We start from the raw sequence: 24154 nt of genomic DNA on the forward strand, positions 1-24154 counted from the left end.
TTAGACTGGCGCGGGCGACAGCGGTCGCACTCCACTCCTATTTCGCAAGGAACGACAGGCATGTATGAACAGTTGGCGCTGTATATCGACGGCGAATTCATCTCCGGCGAGGGTAGGCGCACCCAGGACGTCATCAACCCGGCCACGCTGGAAGTGCTTGGCCAGTTGCCGCACGCCACCGAAGCGGATCTGGACCGCGCACTAGCCGCCGCCCAGCGCGCCTTCGAGTCCTGGAAGAAGTCTTCGCCCATGGACCGCTCCGCCATCCTGCGCAAGGTCGCCACGCTGTCGCGCGAGCGCGCCAAGGAAATCGGCCGCAACATGACGCTGGACCAGGGCAAGCCGCTGGCCGAAGCCGTGGGTGAAGTCACCTCCTGCGCCGAGCACGCCGATTGGCACGCAGAGGAATGCCGCCGGATCTACGGCCGCGTCGTACCGCCCCGCAATCCGGACGTGCGCCAGTTCGTCGTGCGCGAGCCCATCGGCGTGTGCGCCGCGTTCACGCCCTGGAACTTCCCGTACAACCAGGCCATCCGCAAGATCGCCGCCGCGCTCGGCGCCGGTTGCACGGTGGTGCTGAAAGGCCCGGAAGATTCACCCAGCGCCGTCATGGCGATAGCCCGCATGTTCCACGACGCCGGCCTGCCCAAGGGCTGCCTGAACATCGTCTGGGGCGAGCCCGCCAAGATCTCCGACTACCTGATCCGTTCGCCGATCGTGCGCAAAGTCTCGTTCACCGGTTCCGTGCCGGTGGGCAAGCAGCTGGCCGCGCTGGCCGGCGCGCACATGAAACGCGTCACGATGGAGTTGGGCGGCCATTCGCCCGTGCTCGTGTTTGACGACGCGGACGTCGAACGCGCCGCCGAGATGCTGGCCAGGTTCAAAGTCCGCAATGCCGGCCAAGTTTGCGTGTCGCCCACCCGCTTCTACGTGCAGGAAGGCGCCTACGAACAATTCCTGGCGCGCTTCTCGGACGTGTTGAAGAACATCAAGGTCGGCGACGGCCTGGAAGCCGGCACCGATATGGGCCCGCTGGCCCATGAACGCCGCGTGCCCGCCATGAGCGCCTTCATCGACGACGCCAAGAAGCACGGCGGCAAGGTCGTGGTCGGCGGCGGCCCGCTGGACCGCAAGGGATTCTTCTTTGCCCCCACGGTCGTGACGGATCTGCCTGACGATTCCATGCTGATGACCGAAGAACCCTTCGGCCCCGTCGCGCCCGTCGTCCGCTTCAAGGACACCGACGAAGTGCTGCGCCGCGCCAACAGCCTGCCCTTCGGGCTGTCGTCCTACGTGTTCACGAACTCGCTGAAGACGGCCACGAAGGTCTCGAACGGCCTGGAAGCCGGCATGGTCAACATCAACCACTTCGGCAGCGCGCTGGCCGAAACGCCGTTCGGCGGCATCAAGGACAGCGGCATCGGCAGCGAAGGCGGCCTGGAGACGTTCGACGGGTACCTTGTCACGAAGTTCATCACGCACATCTGACCGCTCGCCCGCCACACGGAAAAAGCCCCCTCGGGGGCTTTTTTTCGTCTTCGATGGCGGGATTCAGCCCCGCGCGGCCTCGACCTGCAGGCCCGCCGCCTTCCACTCCGGGAATCCGGCGTCCAGCCGGCGCGCCGGCACGCCATGCGCGCGCAGGGCGGCCACGGCGTCGGTGGACAGCACGCAATACGGCCCGCGGCAATAGGCGACGATGTCGGTGCCCGCGGGTAGGTCGGCCAGCCGGCGTTCCAGGTCTTCGGTCGGGATGTTGATGGCGCCGGGCAAGTGGCCCTGCGCAAACTCGTCGGGCGGACGCACGTCCAGCAGCACGACGCTGCCGCTGTCCAGCATGCCCAGCAATTCCTCGATGGAAACGCCATCCAGGCGGTCGCGCTGATGGATGCTGTCTGCAATAACGTCGCGGATCTCGGCATGCTGATGTTCGGCATAGCCGCGCAGCGCAGCCAGAAGCGGCGCAATCGGCCCCGCCCCCAACCGGTAAAGCACCCGCTTGCCGTCCCGCCGGGTCTGCACGAAACCGGCGCGGCGCAGGTGCTGCAGATGCTGGGAGGTATTGGCAACCGACAGCCCCGAGAGCTCCGCTAGGCGCTCGACCGCGCGTTCGCCCTGTGCGATGTGTTCAAGCAGGGCCAGGCGATGGGCCTGCCCCAGGGTCTTGGAGATCTCGGCAAGCGCATCGAAGCGCTGGGAAGGTTGCGGGCTGTCTGGCGAATTCATTGACAGGACAATAGCATCACTCTAACATTCAATCAATAAATTGAATGACATAACCAGGATACCCGCCGATGACCCCAGCAGTAATTGAATTCATCCACCGCGCCGTGCTGATCGGCGTGGGCGCCACGCTGGTGATGGACCTGTGGGCGCTTTTCATCAAACGCTGCTTCGGCGCCCCTTCCTTGAACTTCGCGATGGTGGGCCGGTGGATCGGCCATCTGCCCCGCGGCCGCTTCCTGCACGAGAACATCGCCCGGTCGGCGCCCGTGCGCGGCGAAGCGTTGCTGGGGTGGGGTGTGCATTACGCGATCGGCATTGTCTTCGCGGCGATGCTGCTGGCCGTCGTGGGCATGCCTTGGACGCTGCGCCCCACGCTGGCGCCCGCCCTGCTCTTCGGTGTCTTGAGCGTCGCCGCACCGTTCTTCATCCTGCAACCCGGTATGGGCGCCGGCATCGCGGCCAGCAAGACGCCGCGCCCCAACACCGCGCGCCTGCGCAGCCTGATGGCGCATGCCGTGTTCGGCGTCGGCCTGTACGTGGCGACGTGGGCCTTGACGCATTTCTACGGCGGCTGACGCCCCCAGCCAGCCCCCCGCTCCTCCTACGAACTCGCCCGCAGGTCCCGCGGCGTCATGCCGAAGCGCCGTTTAAACAGGCGGCTGAAATGCGAAGGATGCGAAAACCCCACCTGATAGGCCAGTTCGGCGATGCTGCGATGGCGGTGCTGCGGACTTAGCAGCAGTTCGCGGCACTTGTCCAGCCGCTGATCGAAAAGGAAGGACTCGGCCGACAAGCCGCCCGCGCGCAGGATGCGGTGCAGGTACGCGACAGACACGCCGCACCCTTGCGCCACGGCCTGCGGCGACAACGCCGGGTCGGCCAGATGCTGCCGGATGTAGGCCAGCACGCGCTGCCGGTGCGCGACCGTGACGCTGCTATCGGATTCCGACGCATGCCCCTGCCCCGACTGCACCAGGAACAGGACGATCAGGTCGATCAGGCGTTCGCCAAGTTCGGTCACCTCGGTGTCGGACCAGCCGTCCATGCCCTTGAACAGGTGCTCCATGTAGCTGGCCAGCATTGCGCCACGCGGCGAACCGTCGTCGACGCGCAGCTTGTAGAAAGCGCCGATGCGGGAGTCCCGCTGCGACAGGGCGCTGCGCGGAAAGGACACGCTCAGGCTGCGGTAGCCCGACGCACCCAGCGCCGTCGCCTGATAAGGCAGGCTCTGGTTCATCAGGTATACGCAGCCGGGCTCGACCTGGAACTCGCGGCCCTGCTGCCGCACGGCCAGCGGACCCGCCAGCGGCAGCCCGAAGGTGTAGAACTCCTGGTCCAGGCGCGACACATTGCCCGCCGTGCGCTCCAGCTTTTGCCCCTGGTAGTGCAGATCGTTGAACTGCAGGCTGGCGCGGCGCGCGTAGCGCACATGCCCGGCGAAATGGCTGGGCATGCCGCCGTGCACCTCGAACGGGCCGAAAGCGTCCGACAGCGCCGCGCGCCATTGCTCACGCCGGTCAGCGCCGGCGCTGGCCGAAATGGCGAATTCCGTATCGGGCATGGCGCGGTCTCCTGTACGCGGCGGGAAGCGCAATTTGATCTTGCGTCTACAACTTCTTGACTCACCCTGCTCTGGGGTGCGCGGCGCATTGTGGATGCGTTTGGCGCAAGTCTATAGTCAGCCCGATAAGCACACAACCTGGACAACCCGGGAGGAGACTCATGGCAAACGCGCCCGCAACGGCCGCCCGCCACACGCCGGCTTCGCGCTATCTGCGCTGCGAAGGCCGCGAGCTGCACCTGACCGAATGGGGCGAGCCCGACGCGCCCCCCGTCGTCATGTGGCACGGCCTGGCCCGCACCGGGCGCGACTTCGACGAACTGGCGAAGGCGCTGGCCGACGACTACCGCGTCATCTGCCCCGATACGATCGGCCGCGGCCTGTCGCAATGGAGTCCCGATCCGGTCGCCGAATACCGACTGGACTTCTACGCGCGCCTGGCCCTCGCCCTGGCCGACGGTTTGTCGCTTTCCCACATGCGTTGGGTGGGCACGTCGATGGGCGGCGCCACCGGCATGCACGCCGCGGCCACGACGCTGCGCGGGCGGATCTCGCACCTGGTCGTCAATGACATCGGGCCCGAGCTGCCGCAGCCGGCCATCGACCGCATCCTGGCTTATGCGGGCAACCCGCCCGCGTTCGATACGGTCACCGAACTGGAGGCCTGGCTTCGCGTCGCCTACAAGCCGTATGGCTGGCAGAGTGACGAGCAATGGCGCCGGATGGCCGAGACCTCGGTGCGCCGGCTGCCCGACGGCCGCGTCACGGCGCATTACGATCCGGCGATCGTCGGGCAGTTCAGCCATCACCCCGGCGACTATGACCGCTGGAGCGGCTACGACTCGCTGCGCATGCCGGTGCTGCTGCTGCGCGGCGCCCAGTCCGATCTGCTGCTGCCCGAGGTCGCCGACGCGATGACGCGGCGCGGACCGTGCGCGCAACGCATCGACTTCCCCGATTGCGGGCACGCTCCCGCCTTGAACGTGGCGCCGCAGATCGACGCCATCCGCCGGTTCCTGGCCACGCCGCCCCCCTGCATGACCACACGGCGGCCGCGCGCGCCCGCTGATAACAGGAGACATCCATGAATCGCATTCTGCTCGCCGCGCTGGCGGCCCTTTGCATGAATTCGGCGGTAGCCGCAAAAGACGTCGTCGTCGCCCACGTCTACGACAAGACGGGCCCGCTGGAGGCCTACGCCAAACAGACGCAGAACGGGCTGATGCTGGGCCTGGAGTACGCCACGCAGGGCACCATGACGGTGGCCGGCCGGAAGATCCGCGTGATTGAAAAGGACAACCAGGGCAAGCCCGACGTGGCCCGCGCGCAGTTGGCGTCCGCGTATGCCGATGACAATGCCGATATCGCCGTCGGCCCCACCTCGTCGGGCGTTGCGCTGGCCATGCTGCCGATCGCCGAAGAGTACGAGAAGATCCTGCTGGTGGAGCCCGCCGTGGCGGATTCCATCACAGGTGAAAAGTGGAACAAGTACATCTTCCGCACCGGCCGCAACTCGTCGCAGGATGCGATCGCCAACGCGGTGGCCTTCGACCAGGCCGGCACCTCCATCGCCATGCTGGCGCAGGACTATGCCTTTGGCCGCGACGGTGTGAAGGCCTTCAAGGGCGCGCTGAAGAACGCCAAGATCGTGCACGAGGAATACCTGCCCGCCAACGCCACCGACTTCACCGCGGGCGCACAGCGCCTGTTCGATGCGCTGAAAGACAAGCCGGGCCGCAAGATCATCTTTATCTTGTGGGCGGGTGCGGGCAACCCGTTCAAGATTGCCGATCTGGACCCCAAGCGCTTCGGCATCGAGATCGCCACGGGCGGCAACACGCTTGCCGCGATGACGCCGTTGAAGTCGTTGGCGGGCATGGAAGGCGCCACGTATTACTACTACGGCATCCCCAAGAATCCGATCAATGATTGGCTCGTTGCCGAACACCAGAAGCGCTACGGCCAGCCGCCGGACTTCTTCACGGCGGGCGGCATGTCATCCGGCATCGCCATCGTGGCGGCGTTGAACAAGACCGCTGGCGATTCGGATACGGACAAGCTGATCAAGGCCATGGAAGGCATGAGCTTCGACACGCCCAAGGGCAAGATGACGTTCCGGCCGGAAGACCACCAGGCCATGCAATCCATGTACCACTTCCGCATCAAGAACGATCCCTCGGTGCCGTGGGCGGTGCAGGACCTGGTCAAGGAAATCACGCCTGACCAGATGGCTGTGCCGATCCAGAACAAACGCTGAAAGCAAGCCGCTGCAATGTTGGAAACTGAATCGCTCACGATCCGTTTCGGCGGGCACGTGGCCGTCAATGATGTCAGCTGCCGTTATGCGCCTGGCACGCTGACGGCCATCGTCGGCCCGAACGGCGCGGGCAAGACCACTTACTTCAATCTGATCTCCGGCCAGTTGCGCGCAAGCGCCGGGTCGGTGCGGCTGAATGGCCGAGACCTGACCCCGCTGTCGGCCCCCGCGCGCATGCACGCCGGCCTGGGCCGCGCGTTCCAGCTGACGCAATTGTTCCCGCGCCTGTCGGCACGCCGCGACCACGCCGCCGCGGACCTGCCGCATGGCGACCAGCGCAAGCTGGAAATCGCGATGCTGATCGCGCTGGAACCGCAGGTCTTCATGTTCGATGAACCGACCGCCGGCATGAGCGTGGACGATGTGCCCGTGGTGCTGGAGCTGATTCGCGAAATCAAGAACGACCCATCCAAAACGATCCTGCTGGTGGAGCACAAGATGGATGTGGTGCGCGAACTGGCCGACCGGATCGTCGTACTGCACAACGGGCAGCTGATGGCAGACGGCGATCCCGCCACCGTCATCGCATCCCCCATCGTGCAGCAAGCGTATCTGGGCATGAGCCCGACGGAGCCCAAGGCATGACCGTCCCGCTGCTTGAACTCAAGGCCGTGCACACGCATATCGGTGCGTATCACATCCTGCACGGCGTGGACCTGTCGGTGCCGCCCGCCGCGGTGACGATACTGCTGGGCCGCAACGGCGCGGGCAAGACGACGACGCTGCGCACCATCATGGGCTTGTGGCGGGCCTCGCAAGGCCGGGTGACGTTTGACGGCACGCCCATCGGCGGACCCGGCACACGCAAATCGCCGCCCGACATGGCGCGCATGGGCATGGCCTATGTGCCCGAGAACATGGGCATCTTTGCGGACTTGTCGGTGAAGGAAAACATCTTGCTCGCCGCGCGGCAGGCGCGCAGCGCAGACCAGCTGGACACCCGGCGGCTGGAATGGATCTTCGGTTTCTTCCCCGCCCTGAAGAAGTTCTGGCTGCATCCGGCAGGCAAGCTGTCCGGCGGACAGAAGCAGATGCTGGCAGTAGCCCGCGCCATCATCGAGCCACGCCGGCTGCTGCTGATCGACGAGCCCAGCAAGGGACTGGCGCCTGCCATCGTGCAGAACATGATCGACGCCTTCCTCGAACTCAAGGAAGCGTCCACCACCATCCTGCTGGTCGAGCAGAACTTCAACTTCGCGCAGCGGGTCGGCGACCATGTCGCGATCATGGACAACGGCCGCATCGTGCACGCCGGCAGCATGCGCGAGCTTGCGCAAGACGAAGCACTACAGACACGCCTGCTTGGCCTGTCATTGGGAAGCCATCAATGAGCACCCTGGATATCGATACTCCACTGCCACGCACGCGCGCGGACCTGCGCCCCGTGCTGCTGGTCGCGGCGTTGGCCGCCATTGCGCTGCCACTGGTGGGTTCCTTTTCGACCTGGGTCACGCTGACGCTCGCGGGCCTGGCGATGGGCATGATCATCTTCATCGTGGCCTCGGGCATGACGCTGGTGTTCGGCCTGATGGACGTCCTGAATTTCGGGCACGGCCTCTTCATCGCCATCGGCGCCTATATGGCGGCGACAGTGCTTGGCGGCATGGCCGACTGGACCCAGACAGGCAGCCTGTGGATGAACCTGGCCGCGGTGCTGCCCGCCATGATCGTGGGCATGCTGGTGGCGGGCGCCGTCGGCTTGGCGTTCGAACGCGTGATCGTGCGGCCTGTGTATGGGCAGCACCTGAAGCAGATCCTGATCACCATGGGCGGCATGATCATCGGCGAAGAGATCATCAAGATGATCTGGGGTCCGCAGACGCTGTCTCTGCCGCTGCCTGAAGCGCTGCGCGGCGCATTTCTGCTGGGCGACGCGGCGATCGAGAAGTTCCGTATCGTGGCGCTGACCGTAGGCGTCCTGGTGCTGGGCGGCATGCTGTGGCTGCTGAATCGCACCAAGCTGGGCCTGCTGATCCGCGCCGGCGTGGAAGACCGCGAGATGGTGGAAAGCCTGGGCTATCGCATCCGGCACCTGTTTGTGGGCGTGTTCGTCGCCGGATCGATGCTCGCCGGGCTGGGCGGCGTGCTGTGGGGCATGTACCAGCAGTCGGTGGTGCCGCAACTGGGCGCGCAGGTGAACGTGCTGATCTTCATCGTGATCATGATCGGCGGCCTGGGCTCGACCGTGGGCTGCCTGATCGGCGCGCTGCTGGTGGGGCTGATGGCCAACTACACCGGCTTCCTCGTGCCCAAGGCCGCCCTGTTCTCGAATATCGCGCTGATGGTCGCCATTCTGTTGTGGCGGCCGCAAGGCGTGTATCCGGTCACGAATCGATAGGAACCGCCGACATGTCTTTCCGCCTGCTCTCCGGCGATCCGCCGCGCAGCCTCCCCCTGACGCTGGCACTGGTCGCGGTCGTCGCCCTGCTTGCCATGGCGCCCTTCCTCTTTCCGGGTCCCAAATCGCTGGCGGTGGCCGCCAAGATATTGGTGTTCGTGATCCTGGTCGCCAGTTATGACCTGCTGCTGGGCTACACGGGCATCGTCAGCTTCGCGCACACCATGTTCTTCGGCATCGGCGCCTACGGCGTGGCGATCGCCAGCATCCGGATGGAACCTGGCTGGACCGCCGTGTTCGCCGGCGTTGGCGGGGCACTGGCGGTGTCGCTGGCCTTCGCCCTGCTGATCGGCCTGGCCAGCCTGCGCGTGCGTGCCATCTTCTACGCAATGATCACATTGGCGGTTGCGGCCGCCTTCCAGACGCTGGTGTCGCAGCTATCGGACCTGACGGGTGGCGAAGACGGTTTGAATTTCAAAGTACCCCAGATGCTGCGGCCCGCGTTCCGGCCATTGTCCGAACCGCTATTCGGCGTCACGGTCGACGGCCGCATCATCACCTACTACTTGATCACCGCGGTCTGCGCCGTGCTGTTCCTGATGTTGCTGCGCATCGTGAATTCCCCGTTCGGCCGCGTATTGCAAGCGATCCGCGAGAACCCCTTCCGCGCCGAGGCGATCGGCTACCGCACCGTGCTGTACCGCAGCCTGTCCAACCTGCTGGCGGCGGGGTTCGCCACGCTGGCCGGCGCAATGTATGCGCTTTGGCTGCGCTACAACGGCCCGGACACGTCCCTGTCGTTCGAGATCATGCTGAACATCCTGCTGATGCTCGTGATCGGCGGCATGGGGACCATGTACGGCGCGGTAGTGGGCGCGAGCCTCTTCGTGTTCGCACAGAGCTATCTGCAAGACGGCCTGCAGGTGATCCACGACGCCGTGTCGGGCATCGCGCCGCTGTCCCTGCTGTTCGAGCCGGACCGCTGGCTGCTGTGGCTGGGGATTCTGTTCGTGGTGTCGGTCTACTACTTCCCGACCGGCATTGCGGGACGGCTGCGGGAACTGGCGCGGCGGCGCTGACGGCGTAAAAAGGGGGCACGGGATGAGGCACGCGCGGCCGCGCCGCGCATGCCTCGCACCGCCTTATTTCACCTTTCTGCTCAAGCGATCCAGGTCGTTGCTAAGCTGATTGACCTGACGTTCCAGCGCGGAAATCTGCCGCTCGTTTGCACTGTTGCTGCTGCTGTTGCGGCTGCTGTCGCTTTGGTTGCGCTCAAGCAAGTCGATCTTCCTGCCCTGTTCGTCCACTTTGCGTTCCAGCGCGCGGTTCTGGTTCCGGAGTTCGTCCAGCGCGCGAGCCTGATCCCTGACCTGGTCCAACGCCTTCTCCAACTCCCGGACTTCGATTCCTGCGCGCGCCCGGCTGTTGCTGCCGACGACCAGGACGCTGTCATGGTACGGCCGGGGGACCTCCACGTCCTTGAAGTTGATATTCTGAGCACCGGCCGAAGGCGAATATGCCGTCCATGCCAGCACCATGAAACCCCCAACGCCCAACCTGCCCGCGGACTTGATCATTGACGCGACTCCTGTGTCCAAAACTGCCAGCGCGTGCGTGCGCTGCTGGATTTATATCAGGAACCGGAAGGCCCGCCGCACCGTCCACGCCAAACGTTGCTACGCCGCGTTTCAACGGCCGCAAACGGCGCGAAGGCCTCGTTATTTGCCGCTGTTTCGCAAGATATCGGCCTCGCGCCGCATGCGGTCAACGCGCCGCTGCATCTCATCGACCTGGCCGTGGCCAAGCTGCGATCCGCCGGGCGTTGGTGCCAAAGGCCTCATCGTCGAACCAGTGTTCAGCGGCAACATCGCCGGCGGCGCCGTGGCGGCGTCCACGGGTTTCTGGTTGAGCAGCCGCTCAAGCAGCCGCAGTTGATCGCGCTGCCCTTGCAGCGCCTGCTCTTGCGACGCCAAGGCTTGCTCGCCTTCGTCGTCGGAGCCGAAAATGGCCGCGTGGTCGCGCGATCCGGGAGGAAGCTTGACGCGCGGCTCCGGCCCAGCATTCAGGACATTCTTGCCCGCGCGCGAATCATCAACGGGCGAGGCCGCCGTGACTTCCGCGCCGGAATCGATGCCTTGCGCGCCGGCGGCCGCTGTCGCGCATAGCGCGACGCCAAGCATGCCGGCCTTGATGGTCCTGCGCATGATGTCCGTTACCTGCATGGGCATGGATCTCCAGGGCAAAAAAAAACGGCAAGGGGGTTAGCCCTTGCCGTTTTATATCAGAACGGCGAACCGTTCCGATGACGACTTAGATGATACGCGCGGCTTCAACCAGACGCACCACACGCCACGACTTCGAGCGCGAGATGGGACGGCCTTCAGCGATTTCAACCGTATCGCCTTCGTTGAATTGGTTCGATTCGTCGTGTGCCTTGTACTTCGCGGAGCGCACGATGATCTTGCCGAAGATGGGGTGCTTGACGCGGCGCTCGACGAGCACAACGACAGTCTTGTCCATCTTGTTGCTGACGACCTTGCCAACCAGCGTACGCTGGCGCTTGGCCACTTGGGTGTTTTGAGTTTCGCTCATGTTTATTTCCCTGCCTTCTCGGTCAGCAAGGTACGAACGCGCGCAATGTCGCGACGCACGTTGCGCAGCTGGCTGGTGTTGGCCAGTTGCTGCGTGGCCTTCTGCATACGCAGACCGAATTGTGCCTTCAGCAGGCTTTCGAGCTCTTTGCCGAGCTCGGCGGCGTCTTTCGAACGGAGTTCGCTAGCTTTCATGTTAGTACTCCTTAAGCACCGATATGACGCGCGACGAACGTGGTCGAAATCGGCAGCTTGGCAGCGGCCAGGCGGAAAGCTTCACGCGCGATCTCTTCGCTCACACCTTCCATTTCGTAGAGCACTTTGCCGGGCTGAATTTCAGCGACCCAGTACTCAGGATTGCCCTTACCGTTACCCATACGGACTTCGGCGGGCTTTTGCGAGATGGGCTTATCCGGGAAAATGCGAATCCAGATACGGCCGCCACGCTTGATGTGACGATTGATAGCACGACGAGCGGCTTCGATCTGGCGAGCGGTCAGACGGCCACGGCCGGTGGCCTTCAGACCGAATTCGCCGAACGACACGTGGGTACCACGAGTCGCCAGACCGGTGTTGCGGCCCTTCTGCTCTTTGCGATACTTTCTGCGAGAGGGTTGCAGCATGGTTATTCTCCTTCAGGCGCCGGAGCAGCGTCCGCCTTGCGGGGACCACCACGACCACGACCACCCGGACGACCGGTGCGAGCACCGTCCGGACGATCACCACGCGGAGCGCGGCGCGGACGACGTTCTTCTTCGCGCGGGGCAGCGGTTTCCGGCGGCAATTCGCCGTTAGCCAGCATGTCGCCCTTGTAGACCCAGACCTTGATGCCGATCACGCCATACGTGGTGTGGGCTTCGGAGGTGCCGTAGTCGATGTTGGCCTTGAGGGTGTGCAGCGGCACACGGCCTTCGCGATACCACTCGGTGCGGGCAATTTCGATACCGTTCAGACGGCCGGCGCTCATGATCTTGATGCCTTGGGCACCCAGACGCATTGCGTTCTGCATCGCGCGCTTCATTGCGCGACGGAACATGATGCGCTTCTCGAGCTGTTGCGAGATCGAGTCGGCGATCAGTTGAGCATCGGTTTCCGGCTTGCGGATTTCTTCGATGTTGACGTGCACAGGCACGCCCATCAGACGCTGCAGATCAGCCTTCAGGCTTTCGATGTCTTCGCCGCGCTTGCCGATCACCACGCCCGGACGAGCCGAGTAGACGGTGATGCGGGCATTCTTGGCCGGACGCTCGATGATCACGCGACCAACGGAGGCGCTCTTGAGCTTCTTCTTCAGGTACTCGCGAACGCGAATGTCTTCGGCAAGCATCGTGCCGAAGGCCTTGTCGTCGGCGAACCAACGCGAGGACCAATTACGGGTGACCGCGAGACGGAACCCAGTGGGGTGAATTTTCTGACCCATCGTGACTCCTTAAGCTCCGACCTTGACCGTGATATGGCAGGTCTGCTTCTCGATACGGTTGCCGCGGCCCTTGGCGCGAGCGGAGAAGCGCTTCATCGACTGAGCCTTGTCCACAAAAATCGTGGTGACTTTCAGTTCGTCGATATCGGCGCCGTCGTTGTGCTCGGCGTTGGCGATGGCGGACTCGACAGCCTTCTTCAGGATGACGGCAGCCTTCTTCGGCGAGAAGGTGAGGATCTCCAGCGCACGGCCGACCTTCTGACCACGGATCAAGTCCGCAACCAGACGGGTCTTCTGTGCCGAGATATGCACCCCACGGATAATGGCAGTAGTTTCCATCGCTTACCTCTTCGCCTTCTTGTCCGCAGCGTGGCCCTTGAACGTACGGGTCAGCGCGAACTCGCCCAGCTTGTGACCGACCATGTTCTCGTTGATGTACACGGGGACATGCTGCTTGCCGTTGTGCACAGCGATCGTCAGACCGATGAACTCGGGCAGGATCGTGGAACGACGCGACCAGGTCTTGATCGGCTTCTTGTCTTTGCCCGCGACGGCCGTGTCCACCTTTTTGATCAGGTGAGCATCGACAAACGGGCCTTTCTTGATCGAACGTGACATAGTGTTCGCCTCTTACTTGCGCTTGCGCCGTTGGACGATCATATTGTTCGTCCGCTTGTTGCGACGGGTCTTGAAACCCTTCGCCGGAGTGCCCCACGGGCTGACCGGTTCGCGTGCTTCACCGGTACGGCCTTCACCGCCACCGTGCGGGTGATCCACCGGGTTCATGGCAACGCCACGGACCGTCGGGCGGATACCACGCCAACGCATTGCACCGGCCTTGCCGATTTGGCGCAGGCTGTGTTCTTCGTTACCGACTTCACCAATGGTGGCGCGGCATTCGATGTGCACACGGCGGACTTCACCCGAGCGCAGACGAACCTGAGCGTAGATGCCTTCGCGAGCCAGCAGGACGGCGGAAGCGCCAGCCGAGCGGACCATCTGAGCACCCTTGCCAGGCAGCATTTCGACGCAGTGAATCGTCGTACCCACCGGGATGTTGCGGATCGGCAGGGTGTTGCCGGCGCGGATCGGGGCTTCGATGCCCGACAGCACAGTGGCACCCACTTCCAGACCACGCGGAGCGATGATGTAACGACGTTCGCCGTCGGCGTAGCACAGCAGAGCAATGTGCGCCGTACGGTTGGGGTCATATTCCAGACGCTCAACCTTCGCCGGGATACCGTCCTTGTCACGACGGAAGTCGACCAAGCGGTAGTGTTGCTTGTGACCGCCGCCACGATGGCGGATCGTGATGTGACCGTTGTTGTTACGGCCAGAACCACGGGTCTTCTTTTCCAGCAGCGGCGCGTAGGGCTCACCCTTGTGCAGGTTGGGGCTAACAACCTTCACCATGCCACGGCGGCCGGCCGAAGTCGGCTTAACTTTTACGAGGGCCATTTACTTCACCTCCGCAAAGTCGATTTCCTGGCCGTCCTTGAGCGACACGTAAGCCTTGCGCTCATTACGGCGACGGCCAACGAATCGGCCAAAGCGCTTGACTTTGCCCTTACGGTTGAGGACCTGCACGGACTCGACCTGCACCTTGAAGAGCAGTTCGACGGCAGCCTTGATTTCCGGCTTGGTAGCGTCAGCCACGACACGGAAAGCGACTTGCTGATTCTTCTCAGCGACGAACGTGGCCTTTTCGGTCACGATCGGAGCCAGAATGACTTGCATCAAGCGTTCAGCGTTCATCCCAGCATCTCCTCGAGTTGAGCGATGGCCGGCTTGGTGATCAGCACTTTCTTGTAGTGGACCAGCGACAACGGATCGGCATAACGGGGCTCGACAACAGCAACATGCGGCAGGTTGCGGGTGGCGAGGTAAACATTCTCATCAACGCTGTCGGTGATGATCAGGACCGAGTCCAGGCCCAGGCTCTTCAGCTTTGCGGCTGCGTCCTTGGTCTTGGGCGATTCCAGATCGAACGATTCGACAACAGCGATGCGGTCTTCGCGAGCCAGTTGCGACAGAATCGAACGGATCCCGGCGCGGTACATCTTCTTGTTGACCTTCTGGCTGAAGTTCTCTTCGGGCGAGTTCGGGAAAATCCGACCACCGCCACGCCACAACGGCGACGAAGTCATACCGGCGCGTGCGCGGCCGGTACCCTTCTGGCGCCAGGGCTTCTTGGTCGAGTGCTTAACTTCGGCACGATCCTTCTGAGCGCGGTTGCCGGCACGGGCATTGGCTTGGAAAGCCACCACGATCTGATGAATCAGCGCTTCGTTGAAGTCACGGCCGAAGATCGTATCGGGCGCGCTGAACGTAGCAGCGGCCTGACCTTGGTCGTTCAGGAGCTTGAGATCCATTTACTTACGCTCCCTTCTTGGCCGGGGCCTTGATGGCCGGGCGCACGACGATGTCGGCGCCAGCGTGGCCGGGGACAGCGCCCTTGACCAGCAGCAGGCCGCGCTCAACGTCAACGCGAACGACGTCGAGGTTTTGAACGGTGCGGGTGACATCACCCAGGTGACCAGCCATGCGCTTACCCGGGAAAATGCGGCCCGGATCTTGTGCTTGGCCAATCGAGCCGGGAACGCGGTGCGAACGGGAGTTACCGTGCGAAGCGCGTTGCGAACCGAAGTGGTGACGCTTGATGGTACCGGCGAAGCCTTTACCAATGGTCGTGCCCGTCACGTCGACCTGTTGGCCGGCTTCGAACACGGATTCCACGGCGATCACGGAACCGGCTGCAAATTCAGCAGCGCGAGCGGGATCAAGGCGGAATTCTTTGAGGATGCTACCGGCTTCAACGCCGGCTTTGGCGTAGTGGCCCGTTTGCGGCTGAACCACACGCGAGGCACGACGAGTGCCATAAGTCACTTGGATCGCGGCGTAGCCGTCGGTTTCCTGCGACTTAACTTGGGTCACGCGGTTGTTCGACACGTCCAGCACGGTCACCGGGATGGATTCACCTTCCTCGGTAAAAATGCGGGTCATGCCGACCTTGCGACCCACCAGCCCCAGCCGGTGAGCGGCGGGCGTGGGTGTCGAATTCGACATCGTTTTCTCCATTCCCGACTGCGATTGGTCGGGGCTAATCGGGCAAAAGGTAACGGCCTTTGCCCTACGACTATGTTCAACCTGGGTCGAGGAGTAATTTGGGGGGATCAGTTGGGTTTTAGCCCATCCCGCCATCCTGTTCCCATAGTCAGTCTTGCCACAAAATGGCAAGCTTGGCATATTAGCATGTTTTTTCTCGCCAACACAAGTACTTAGCGCACTTTGCCGTAGCTTGCGCGCCACGGGCACAACGCGTGTTGGCCGTCCAGCGAGGCGGGCTTTTCAGTGAGTCCGGGAACTACCGCCTGCCGGCACCCGGACGGCAAGTGAGTGCACGCTAACGGATAGCGAACGCCCACGAAGAACGCAGGGCGCCAAAAACAAAATGGCCGCACTCCCGAAGGAATACGGCCATTTTTTTCGAGCCTACCGGCGAAGGTAGCAGGCTCGGTACGCCTTACTGCAGCGCGATTTCGACGTCGACGCCGGCCGGCAGGTCCAGACGCATCAGCGCGTCAACGGTCTTGTCGGTGGGATCAACGATGTCCATCAAGCGCTGATGGGTACGGATTTCGAACTGGTCGCGCGACGTCTTGTTGACGTGCGGCGAACGCAGGACGTCATAGCGACGGATACGCGTGGGCAGCGGCACCGGGCCGCGGACAACGGCGCCGGTACGCTTGGCGGTGTCGACGATTTCAGCGGCCGATTGATCGATCAGCTTGTAATCGAAGGCTTTCAAGCGGATACGGATCTTTTGGTTTTTCATGGCGTTTCCTAAAGAACGAGAGGCGAAGGCGGCAAAGCGCCTTCGCTGGTTGTTTGCTGCTTAAGTGATCCGAATTACTTCAGGATCTTGGCGACGACGCCGGCGCCGACGGTACGACCGCCTTCACGGATGGCGAAACGCAGGCCTTCTTCCATGGCGATCGGAGCCAACAGCTTGACCGTCATGGCCACGTTGTCGCCCGGCAGAACCATTTCCTTGTCGGCCGGCAGCTCGATCGTGCCCGTCACGTCCGTCGTGCGGAAGTAGAACTGGGGACGATAGCCTTGGAAGAACGGAGTGTGACGGCCGCCTTCTTCCTTGGACAGGATGTACACCTCGGACGTGAAGTCCGTGTGCGGGGTGATCGAGCCCGGCTTGGCCAGAACTTGGCCGCGCTGGACGTCTTCACGCTTGGTGCCGCGCAGCAGGATGCCCACGTTGTCGCCGGCTTGACCTTGGTCGAGCAGCTTGCGGAACATTTCAACGCCCGTGCAAGTCGTCTTGACCGTCGGAACCAGACCCACGATTTCGATTTCTTCGCCGACCTTGACGATGCCGCGTTCGATACGGCCAGTCACCACCGTGCCACGACCCGAGATCGAGAACACGTCTTCAACCGGCATCAGGAACGCGCCGTCAACAGCACGCTCAGGCGTCGGGATGTACGAATCCAGCGCTGCCGCCAGGTTCATGATGGCCTGTTCGCCCAGTTCGCCCTTGTCGCCTTCCAGCGCCAGCTTGGCCGAACCCTTGACGATCGGGGTGTCATCGCCCGGGAAGTCATACTTCGACAACAGTTCGCGGACTTCCATTTCCACCAGCTCGAGCAGCTCGGCGTCGTCAACCATGTCAGCCTTGTTCAGGAAGACGATGATGTACGGCACGCCAACCTGGCGGCTCAGCAGGATGTGTTCACGCGTTTGCGGCATCGGGCCGTCAGCGGCCGACACAACCAGGATCGCGCCGTCCATTTGCGCGGCGCCCGTGATCATGTTCTTCACATAGTCAGCGTGGCCCGGGCAGTCAACGTGCGCGTAGTGACGCGCTTCCGTTTCGTACTCGACGTGAGCCGTGTTGATCGTGATGCCGCGAGCCTTTTCTTCAGGAGTCGCATCGATCTGGTCGTAGCCCTTGGCTTCGCCACCGAACTTGTTCGACAGAACGGTCGTGATAGCTGCCGTCAACGTCGTTTTGCCGTGGTCAACGTGACCAATCGTACCCACGTTCACGTGCGGCTTGGTACGTTCAAACTTGCCTTTTGCCATGATCTCTATCCTTTAACTTTCAAGGAAACTTGAATCTGCCAGGCCGCCCGGATGAGCGGACCTGGCTAGGGTTATTTACTTGGCCCGAGCGGCGATGACTTCGTCAGCGACGTTCTTGGGAGCCTCGGAGTAATGCTTGAATTCCATCGTGTACGTGGCACGACCTTGCGTCAGCGAACGCAGGTTCGTGGCGTAACCGAACATCTCGGCCAGGGGCACTTCAGCCTTGATGGTCTTGCCGCCACCGACCATGTCGTCCATGCCTTGGACCATGCCGCGACGCGAGGACAGATCGCCCATCACGGTACCAGCGTAGTCTTCCGGCGTTTCGACTTCAACGGCCATCATCGGTTCCAGCAGCACGGGGCTGGCCTTGCGCAGACCTTCCTTGAATGCCATGGAGCCGGCCATCTTGAACGCGTTTTCGTTCGAGTCCACATCGTGGTACGAACCGAAGAACAGCGTGACCTTGACGTCGACGATCGGGTAGCCAGCCAACACGCCCGAAGGCAGCGTTTCCTGGATGCCCTTGTCCACCGCGGGGATGTATTCGCGAGGAACCACACCGCCCTTGATGGCGTCGACGAATTCGAAACCACCGCCAGGAGGCAACGGCTCGACCTTCAGCACCACGTGGCCGTACTGGCCGCGGCCGCCCGACTGCTTGACGAACTTGCCTTCAACTTCGTCGCAGGTCTTGCGGATGGTTTCACGGTAGGCCACTTGCGGCTTGCCGACGTTGGCTTCAACGCCGAACTCACGCTTCATGCGGTCGACCAGAATTTCCAGGTGAAGCTCGCCCATGCCGGAAATGATGGTTTGGCCGGATTCTTCGTCGCTGCGCACGCGGAACGACGGATCTTCCTGAGCCAGACGCGACAGCGCCAGACCCATCTTTTCCTGGTCAGCCTTCGACTTCGGTTCCACGGCCTGCGAAATCACGGGCTCCGGGAAAATCATGCGTTCGAGCAGGATGTGGGAGTCGATGTCGCACAGCGTTTCGCCGGTGGTCACGTCTTTCAGACCCACCACAGCGGCGATGTCGCCTGCCAACACTTCCTTGATTTCTTCGCGGTTGTTCGCGTGCATCTGCAGAATGCGGCCGATACGTTCCTTCTTGCCCTTGATGGGGTTGTAGACCGTATCGCCCGACTTCAGGACGCCCGAGTAAACGCGCACGAAGGTCAATTGACCCACGAACGGATCGCTCATCAGCTTGAATGCCAGAGCCGAGAACTTCTCGCTGTCGTCAGCCGAACGCTTGACCGGATTGCCGTCATCGTCCATGCCGTCGACCGGGGGAATGTCCACGGGCGAAGGCAGGTAGTCGATGACCGCGTCCAGCATGCGCTGCACGCCCTTGTTCTTGAAGGCGGTGCCGCACAGCATCGGCTGGATTTCGCCAGCGATGGTGCGTTGGCGGATGGCCAGGTTGATTTCTTCTTCGTCCAAGGAACCCGTTTCCAGGTACTTGTTCATCAGCTCTTCCGACGATTCGGCGGCAGCTTCAACCAGCTTTTCACGCCATTCGTTGGCTTGATCAACCAGTTCAGCCGGAATGTCGTGGTAGTCGAACTTGATGCCTTGGCTGGCTTCGTCCCAAATGATCGCCTTCATCTTGACCAGGTCGACCACGCCTTGGAACGTGTCTTCGGCACCGATCGGGATCACGATCGGCACGGGATTGGCGCGCAGGCGGTTCTTCAACTGGTCGTAGACCTTGAAGAAGTTGGCGCCGGTGCGGTCCATCTTGTTGACGAAGGCCAGACGCGGCACGCCGTACTTGTTGGCTTGGCGCCACACGGTTTCGGACTGGGGCTGAACGCCGCCCACTGCGCAGTAGACCATGCAAGCACCGTCCAGGACGCGCATGGAACGTTCCACCTCAATGGTGAAGTCCACGTGCCCCGGGGTGTCGATGATGTTGATGCGGTGTTCGGGATAGTTCTTCGCCATGCCACGCCAAAACGCCGTCGTAGCTGCCGACGTAATGGTGATGCCACGCTCTTGCTCTTGTTCCATCCAGTCCATGGTGGCTGCGCCATCATGCACTTCGCCAATCTTGTGATTGACGCCGGTGTAGAACAGGATACGTTCGGTCGTGGTGGTCTTCCCTGCATCGATGTGCGCAGAGATACCAATGTTGCGATAGCGCTCGATCGGGGTTTTGCGGGCCATGGTGGATTAGTCCTTAAATTACCAGCGGAAATGGCTGAAGGCCTTGTTGGCCTCTGCCATCTTGTGCGTGTCTTCGCGCTTCTTCATCGCGGCGCCACGACCTTCGGAGGCGTCGATCAGTTCGCCAGCAAGACGCAGATCCATCGACTTCTCGCCACGCTTCTTAGCGGCTTCACGGAGCCAACGCATAGCCAGGGCCAGGCGGCGCACGGGGCGCACTTCAACCGGCACTTGGTAGTTGGCACCGCCAACGCGGCGGCTCTTCACTTCGACGATCGGCTTGATGTTGTTGATCGCCAGGCTGAAAACTTCGATCGGCTCTTTGCCGGTCTTGGTTTGCACTTGCTCGAGGGCACCGTAAACGATGCGCTCGGCGACGGCCTTCTTGCCGTCCAGCATGACGACGTTCATGAACTTGGCGAGTTCGACGCTGCCGAACTTGGGATCGGGCAGAATCTCGCGCTTGGGTACTTCGCGACGACGGGGCATTGTTGCTTCCTTGTGTCTGTTCAGTTGAACCGTGTTTCATTACACGGCCATGGCCGTCCATTGGGACGACCCCTTACGTGCCGCGCTCCATCCCAGAAACCGGAGGGCGCGGTCGCACTTCCCTAGTGACGGACTTCCGCCACGCGGGGGTACTGCTGACTCGTTATTAAGCCTTCTTCGGGCGCTTGGCGCCGTACTTCGAGCGGGCTTGCTTACGATCCTTGACGCCTTGCAGGTCGAGGGAACCGCGCACGATGTGATAACGCACACCGGGCAAGTCCTTCACACGACCGCCACGCACCAGAACCACCGAGTGCTCTTGCAGGTTGTGGCCTTCACCGCCGATGTACGAAATGACTTCGTAACCGTTGGTCAGACGCACTTTGGCAACCTTGCGCAGAGCGGAGTTCGGCTTCTTGGGGGTGGTGGTGTACACGCGAGTGCACACGCCGCGGCGTTGCGGGCAGTTTTCGAGCGCGGGGCTCTTGCTTTTGATGATGCTGACTTCGCGCGGCTTGCGCACGAGTTGGCTAATGGTAGGCATGACCTTTGAAATCCCTTTTACGTACCACTGGTAAGTACTTACGTACTCGTCTCCTCAAGAGTGTCTTTCGGAGAAGGCAGTTCGCGCAAAACCGCCTCAAACGTTCATATACGTAAAAGAGCGGGCTTGCCAACAAACTATGACAAACGCACAAAACTGGATGCCTCGGGGGCAGTCGGACTGATGGACCCAAAATCAAATGGCTCGTGACGCACCTTGATTTCAGACCCTGGACTGTTTACCCTTTAGCGTACAGATTTTGCGCGCGAAATAAAGCAGTAAGCCCTTTAGCATAACTGAGATCAAGGGATACTGTCAAAGAAATTTGTAAATGCCGCAGCGCGGCGCGCCGGCGATGAAATGGCGGCGCAAAGACAACGGTTTCGGCGCGGGTCGTGAAAAATGGGGTCACGTACCCGACAAATCCTGGACGGCCACTGGGCCTGAGCAAGGCCCGATCCGGCCTGGAATCGGCCGGATCGCCTGGGTAAACCCCAAGCAGACAGAGGCGCCTTCGCCACGCGCATGAGCACGTACGCTAGCAGTTTACCTGCCCCCGCAGGCCTATTGGTCGGCGAATAGGTAACCGCTGCCGTAGACCGTGCGGATCGGCAGCATGACGCCGGCCAATTCCGCCTTGCGGCGCAGCCGGCTGACGATCACGTCGATGCTGCGCGACCCGCTGGCGCGCATTCCGCCCCCTTCCACGCGAAGTTCGTCGCCCAGTTCGGAGCGCCCCACCGCCCTGCCCGCCACTTCCAGCAGCGACCGCACGATCAGCCGCTCGTTGGCCGAAAGCGAAATAGCGGCGCCCGACGGCGCGACCAGCGTCCAGCCCTGATCCCGCAATTCCCATTGGCCATTAACCGTATCGTCCGAGACGGGGTTCTCCTGACCAGCGGGCAGACGACGGGCCAACGCCAGCAGGATGCAAGCGAGCTCACGCGGATCCTGGGGATCGGTCAGACAAGCGTCCGCGCCGCTTTGCAGGCAACGCAGCCGGCTGTCCACGGACATCCCGCGGCCGGAGACCACGATCCCCATAGGGGACGAGCCATGCAGCCGCGCGACCAGGGCGTAGCCGATTTCACCCAGCGTCCCGACATCCAGGACGACGGCATCGTAGATACCGCTATTGAGCAATCCGAACAGTTCAAGAGACGTCGAGCAGCCGCGCGCCGAGATCCCGGCCTGCAACAGCGCGGACACGGCGGCGTTACGGGCCACCTCGTCCGGCGACATCATAAGTATGCGCAATTGATTCATAGCTAATTTCCACCTCTAACCCGAAATCGCTCCGTATTGCTGAAATGTGACAGCTAGACGTGGGGCGATTGAGACAGTGTGGCGTCTTGTTACGCAACAACTCCAGTCAAGATTCGTCAACTTTGCAATGTTTGACAGTTCTTTCCACAACGTAGCCAGCCCTGGCGCCGCCCGAGTTATCATTCGATTACACAAATTCGCTCACCCTCTTGCAGTAGGGCGCCATTGGGCGCGCTTGCGTGGCAAGCCTTCGCGAGAACACGTTTGATGAAAATCGCGTCGCTGGAAGACGACCTCGATCAAGCCCGGCGAATCCAGCAAGTGCTGACCGCCGCGGGATATACCTGCACCAGCTATCACCAAAGCCGTGAGCTGTTGGCCGCATTGCGCACTGAAAGCTTCGATCTGGTGCTGCTGGACTGGCATTTGCCCGATATCGACGGCGACGATGTGGTGCGCTGGCTGCGCGCCAATATCGGCCCGCGCGTGCCCGTCATTTTCCTGACGAACCGGTCCAGCGAAGATGATCTGGTGGAAGGCCTGCGCGCCGGCGCCGACGACTACATCGTCAAGCCTTTGCGGCCGCTGGAATTGCTGGCCCGCGTGGCGGCGTTGCTGCGCCGCAGCCAGATCGCCGAACCCGCCAACGATTCCTTCGACGTGGCCAACTACCGCGTCGAACCGGCAGCGCGCGTCATCTCGCTGAACGGCACCGCGGTGAGCCTGGCGCCGAAGGAATTCGAACTGGCGCTGCTGTTCTTCCGCAACCAAGGCCGCCTGATGTCGCGCGACGTCCTGGCGGAGTGCGTCTGGAACCGGGAAATCCCCGCGACCTCGCGCACGCTGGATACGCACTTGTCGAACATCCGGCAGAAGCTTCAGCTTCGCCCTGAGAACGGTGTGCGCCTTACCTCTTCCTACGCCCTGGGCTACCGCCTGGAACTGACCGGTGCGTCGGAAGACAACCCGGCGAGCCCGTCGTAGACGCCTGCGCGCCCCCTGGAGAACTGATCGCTATGAGCCGCTGCCGCGCGCTTTCTTTGCTTGTCTTGCTTTCTTGTGCGCTGACGGCCCCTGTCCTTGGTCAGCCCGCGGGCGCCCTGGGCGACGATTTCATCTATCGCGTCCGCCAGGGCGACACCTTGATCAACCTGGCCACGCAATACACGCGCAACCAGGCCAACTGGGTGCCGCTGCAGACGCTGAACAAAGTCGTCACGCCGGAACTGCTGCCCATCGGACTGGAGTTGCGTATTCCGCTGGCGATGATCCCGGAACGTGCCGCCGAGGCGCGCGTGCTGCACGTCAGTGGCCAGGCCAAGACGAACGGCAAGCCCCTGCAGCAGGGCCAGAGCCTGTCCGAAGGCAGCACGGTGGTGACGGCGCCCAATGGCTTCGTCACGCTGGAGCTGGCCGACGGATCCAAGCTCACCTTGCCCGCCGGCGGGTCGGTCGAGCTGGCGCGCCTGCGCCAATTCGAAGGCACCGCGCTGACGGACTCTGTCATCCATGTGCAGCGCGGCAGCGTTGAATCGACCGTCGCGCCCACCGGGCAGGGCGTCGGCCGCTTTGAAGTCCGTACCCCCGTCGCCGTCACCGGTGTGCGCGGCACGCGTTTCCGCGTGCAAAGTGGCGCTGGCGGCGTGCAGAGCGAAGTGCTGGAAGGCAGTGTGCGCCTGCAGCCACATGCGCCCGGAACAGCGCCCGCCAAGCCGGTTTCGGTCGCGCGCGGCTATGGCGCGGCCGTGCGCAACGACGGCAGCGTATCGGGCGTGCGCGAACTGCTGGCCGCCCCGCAACTCTCCGCCCCCGCACGTTCGGGCGGCGCCTGGACCACCACCTTCGCCCCCGTAGCCGGTGCGCAGAGCTATCTGGTGCGCGTGTCGCGCGACGCGGACGGCGCGCTGCCCGTGTCCTCGACCGCCTTCCCCACGAACGCCATTCGCTTCACCGCGCCCGGCCCCGGCACCTACTACGTGTCGGTACGCGCCGTCGACGACCTCGGCCTTAGCGGTCAGGATGCGGTGGCGACGTTCGAAGGCGCAAACCAACTGATGACCTCCTATGGCCTGGGTGTCGGCAGCGGGTCGGGCGACCCCGTCATACTGACCGAATACTAGAGCC

30 protein-coding genes are annotated in these 24154 nt (G+C 62.8%); 10 read left to right on the forward strand and 20 right to left on the reverse strand.

The features are described from left to right. Positions 1-60: 60 nt before the first annotated feature. Positions 61-1488, forward strand: a complete 1428-nt coding sequence (locus tag HG262_RS05760) for an NAD-dependent succinate-semialdehyde dehydrogenase (protein ID WP_169270119.1) — start codon at positions 61-63, stop codon at positions 1486-1488. 63 nt (positions 1489-1551) lie between these two features. Here HG262_RS05760 and HG262_RS05765 read toward each other — a convergent pair whose 3' ends face one another. Further along, positions 1552-2226: a metalloregulator ArsR/SmtB family transcription factor gene (locus HG262_RS05765; protein ID WP_169270120.1), complete on the reverse strand. Its 675-nt coding sequence runs from the start codon at positions 2224-2226 to the stop codon at positions 1552-1554. A gap of 68 nt (positions 2227-2294) precedes the next feature. Here HG262_RS05765 and HG262_RS05770 point away from each other — a divergent pair, with 68 nt between their 5' ends. After that, positions 2295-2801 carry a DUF2938 domain-containing protein gene (locus HG262_RS05770; protein ID WP_169270121.1) on the forward strand — a complete coding sequence of 169 codons (507 nt, stop codon included), beginning with the start codon at positions 2295-2297 and terminating at the stop codon, positions 2799-2801. A gap of 26 nt (positions 2802-2827) precedes the next feature. Here the strand turns inward: HG262_RS05770 and HG262_RS05775 are convergent, their stop codons facing one another. After that, positions 2828-3787 carry a helix-turn-helix domain-containing protein gene (locus tag HG262_RS05775; RefSeq protein ID WP_169270122.1) on the reverse strand — a complete coding sequence of 320 codons (960 nt, stop codon included), beginning with the start codon at positions 3785-3787 and terminating at the stop codon, positions 2828-2830. Between the two features lie 161 nt (positions 3788-3948). On the opposite strand from HG262_RS05775, the gene HG262_RS05780 reads away from it, so the two are divergent. The 6 genes from HG262_RS05780 to HG262_RS05805 are packed head-to-tail and all read left to right on the forward strand — an operon-like array spanning position 3949 to position 9521. Continuing rightward, positions 3949-4875 carry an alpha/beta hydrolase gene (locus tag HG262_RS05780; RefSeq protein WP_169270123.1) on the forward strand — a complete coding sequence of 309 codons (927 nt, stop codon included), beginning with the start codon at positions 3949-3951 and terminating at the stop codon, positions 4873-4875. Beyond that, a complete protein-coding gene (locus HG262_RS05785; RefSeq protein WP_169270124.1) occupies positions 4872-6044 on the forward strand; it encodes a substrate-binding domain-containing protein in 1173 nt (390 codons plus the stop codon). Before HG262_RS05780 ends, HG262_RS05785 begins: the two co-directional genes overlap by 4 nt. Before the next feature lie 15 nt (positions 6045-6059). Next, on the forward strand, positions 6060-6689 hold the full coding sequence (locus tag HG262_RS05790; RefSeq protein WP_169270125.1) for an ABC transporter ATP-binding protein: 630 nt from the start codon (positions 6060-6062) through the stop codon (positions 6687-6689). After that, a complete protein-coding gene (locus HG262_RS05795) occupies positions 6686-7435 on the forward strand; it encodes an ABC transporter ATP-binding protein (protein WP_169270126.1) in 750 nt (249 codons plus the stop codon). The genes HG262_RS05790 and HG262_RS05795 overlap by 4 nt, the downstream gene beginning before the upstream one ends. Next, positions 7432-8442 carry a branched-chain amino acid ABC transporter permease gene (locus HG262_RS05800; RefSeq protein ID WP_169270127.1) on the forward strand — a complete coding sequence of 337 codons (1011 nt, stop codon included), beginning with the start codon at positions 7432-7434 and terminating at the stop codon, positions 8440-8442. Before HG262_RS05795 ends, HG262_RS05800 begins: the two co-directional genes overlap by 4 nt. A gap of 11 nt (positions 8443-8453) precedes the next feature. After that, positions 8454-9521, forward strand: a complete 1068-nt coding sequence (locus HG262_RS05805; RefSeq protein ID WP_169270128.1) for a branched-chain amino acid ABC transporter permease — start codon at positions 8454-8456, stop codon at positions 9519-9521. Between the two features lie 63 nt (positions 9522-9584). On the opposite strand, the gene HG262_RS05810 is transcribed toward HG262_RS05805, so the two are convergent. The 18 genes from HG262_RS05810 to HG262_RS05895 all read right to left on the reverse strand — a co-directional run bounded on the left by HG262_RS05810 (position 9585) and on the right by HG262_RS05895 (position 22030). Further along, positions 9585-10019, reverse strand: a complete 435-nt coding sequence (locus tag HG262_RS05810; RefSeq protein WP_169270129.1) for a hypothetical protein — start codon at positions 10017-10019, stop codon at positions 9585-9587. Between the two features lie 141 nt (positions 10020-10160). Beyond that, positions 10161-10622 (reverse strand): hypothetical protein, encoded by a 462-nt coding sequence (locus HG262_RS05815; RefSeq protein ID WP_248293252.1) that lies wholly within the window; start codon positions 10620-10622, stop codon positions 10161-10163. Between the two features lie 130 nt (positions 10623-10752). Then, the gene (rpsQ, locus tag HG262_RS05820; RefSeq protein WP_006227023.1) at positions 10753-11034 is read right to left on the reverse strand and encodes a 30S ribosomal protein S17; all 282 of its coding nucleotides are present in this window, start codon (positions 11032-11034) and stop codon (positions 10753-10755) included. Positions 11035-11036: 2 nt separating this feature from the next. After that, positions 11037-11228, reverse strand: a complete 192-nt coding sequence (gene rpmC, locus HG262_RS05825) for a 50S ribosomal protein L29 (protein WP_003806912.1) — start codon at positions 11226-11228, stop codon at positions 11037-11039. A gap of 11 nt (positions 11229-11239) precedes the next feature. Further along, the gene (gene rplP, locus HG262_RS05830; RefSeq protein WP_006216552.1) at positions 11240-11656 is read right to left on the reverse strand and encodes a 50S ribosomal protein L16; all 417 of its coding nucleotides are present in this window, start codon (positions 11654-11656) and stop codon (positions 11240-11242) included. Between the two features lie 2 nt (positions 11657-11658). Continuing rightward, a complete protein-coding gene (rpsC, locus tag HG262_RS05835) occupies positions 11659-12453 on the reverse strand; it encodes a 30S ribosomal protein S3 (RefSeq protein WP_006227022.1) in 795 nt (264 codons plus the stop codon). 9 nt (positions 12454-12462) lie between these two features. Then, the gene (rplV, locus tag HG262_RS05840) at positions 12463-12792 is read right to left on the reverse strand and encodes a 50S ribosomal protein L22 (RefSeq protein ID WP_006227021.1); all 330 of its coding nucleotides are present in this window, start codon (positions 12790-12792) and stop codon (positions 12463-12465) included. A 3-nt stretch (positions 12793-12795) separates the two neighbouring features. Continuing rightward, positions 12796-13071, reverse strand: a complete 276-nt coding sequence (gene rpsS / locus HG262_RS05845; RefSeq protein ID WP_006216555.1) for a 30S ribosomal protein S19 — start codon at positions 13069-13071, stop codon at positions 12796-12798. A 12-nt stretch (positions 13072-13083) separates the two neighbouring features. Further along, positions 13084-13911, reverse strand: coding sequence for a 50S ribosomal protein L2 (rplB, locus tag HG262_RS05850; RefSeq protein WP_006227020.1), 828 nt, complete (start codon positions 13909-13911; stop codon positions 13084-13086). Then, positions 13912-14208 (reverse strand): 50S ribosomal protein L23, encoded by a 297-nt coding sequence (rplW, locus tag HG262_RS05855; RefSeq protein WP_006216557.1) that lies wholly within the window; start codon positions 14206-14208, stop codon positions 13912-13914. It lies immediately after the preceding gene. Beyond that, entirely contained in the window at positions 14205-14825 is a 621-nt protein-coding gene (rplD, locus tag HG262_RS05860; RefSeq protein ID WP_105555697.1) for a 50S ribosomal protein L4, read from the reverse strand. The genes rplW and rplD overlap by 4 nt, the downstream gene beginning before the upstream one ends. Before the next feature lie 4 nt (positions 14826-14829). Further along, complete coding sequence (rplC, locus tag HG262_RS05865; protein ID WP_169270130.1) at positions 14830-15519, reverse strand: 50S ribosomal protein L3; 690 nt, start codon at positions 15517-15519, stop codon at positions 14830-14832. A 457-nt stretch (positions 15520-15976) separates the two neighbouring features. Continuing rightward, the gene (gene rpsJ, locus HG262_RS05870) at positions 15977-16288 is read right to left on the reverse strand and encodes a 30S ribosomal protein S10 (protein ID WP_003806903.1); all 312 of its coding nucleotides are present in this window, start codon (positions 16286-16288) and stop codon (positions 15977-15979) included. Positions 16289-16362: 74 nt separating this feature from the next. Further along, positions 16363-17553 (reverse strand): elongation factor Tu, encoded by a 1191-nt coding sequence (tuf, locus tag HG262_RS05875; protein WP_057285896.1) that lies wholly within the window; start codon positions 17551-17553, stop codon positions 16363-16365. A gap of 75 nt (positions 17554-17628) precedes the next feature. Continuing rightward, positions 17629-19731 carry an elongation factor G gene (gene fusA / locus HG262_RS05880; RefSeq protein WP_169270131.1) on the reverse strand — a complete coding sequence of 701 codons (2103 nt, stop codon included), beginning with the start codon at positions 19729-19731 and terminating at the stop codon, positions 17629-17631. A gap of 18 nt (positions 19732-19749) precedes the next feature. Continuing rightward, on the reverse strand, positions 19750-20220 hold the full coding sequence (rpsG, locus tag HG262_RS05885) for a 30S ribosomal protein S7 (protein ID WP_006216561.1): 471 nt from the start codon (positions 20218-20220) through the stop codon (positions 19750-19752). A 166-nt stretch (positions 20221-20386) separates the two neighbouring features. Further along, positions 20387-20764, reverse strand: coding sequence for a 30S ribosomal protein S12 (gene rpsL, locus HG262_RS05890; RefSeq protein WP_005017264.1), 378 nt, complete (start codon positions 20762-20764; stop codon positions 20387-20389). Between the two features lie 564 nt (positions 20765-21328). Then, positions 21329-22030, reverse strand: a complete 702-nt coding sequence (locus tag HG262_RS05895; RefSeq protein ID WP_169270132.1) for a response regulator transcription factor — start codon at positions 22028-22030, stop codon at positions 21329-21331. Positions 22031-22297: 267 nt separating this feature from the next. Between HG262_RS05895 and HG262_RS05900 the strand changes: the two genes are divergently transcribed. Beyond that, positions 22298-23014, forward strand: coding sequence for a response regulator transcription factor (locus tag HG262_RS05900; protein WP_169270133.1), 717 nt, complete (start codon positions 22298-22300; stop codon positions 23012-23014). A 32-nt stretch (positions 23015-23046) separates the two neighbouring features. After that, positions 23047-24150, forward strand: coding sequence for a FecR domain-containing protein (locus tag HG262_RS05905; RefSeq protein WP_169270134.1), 1104 nt, complete (start codon positions 23047-23049; stop codon positions 24148-24150). Positions 24151-24154: the final 4 nt, after the last annotated feature.

Origin of the sequence: Achromobacter sp. Bel (assembly GCF_012928505.1) — a bacterium.
Lineage (GTDB): Bacteria > Pseudomonadota > Gammaproteobacteria > Burkholderiales > Burkholderiaceae_B > Achromobacter.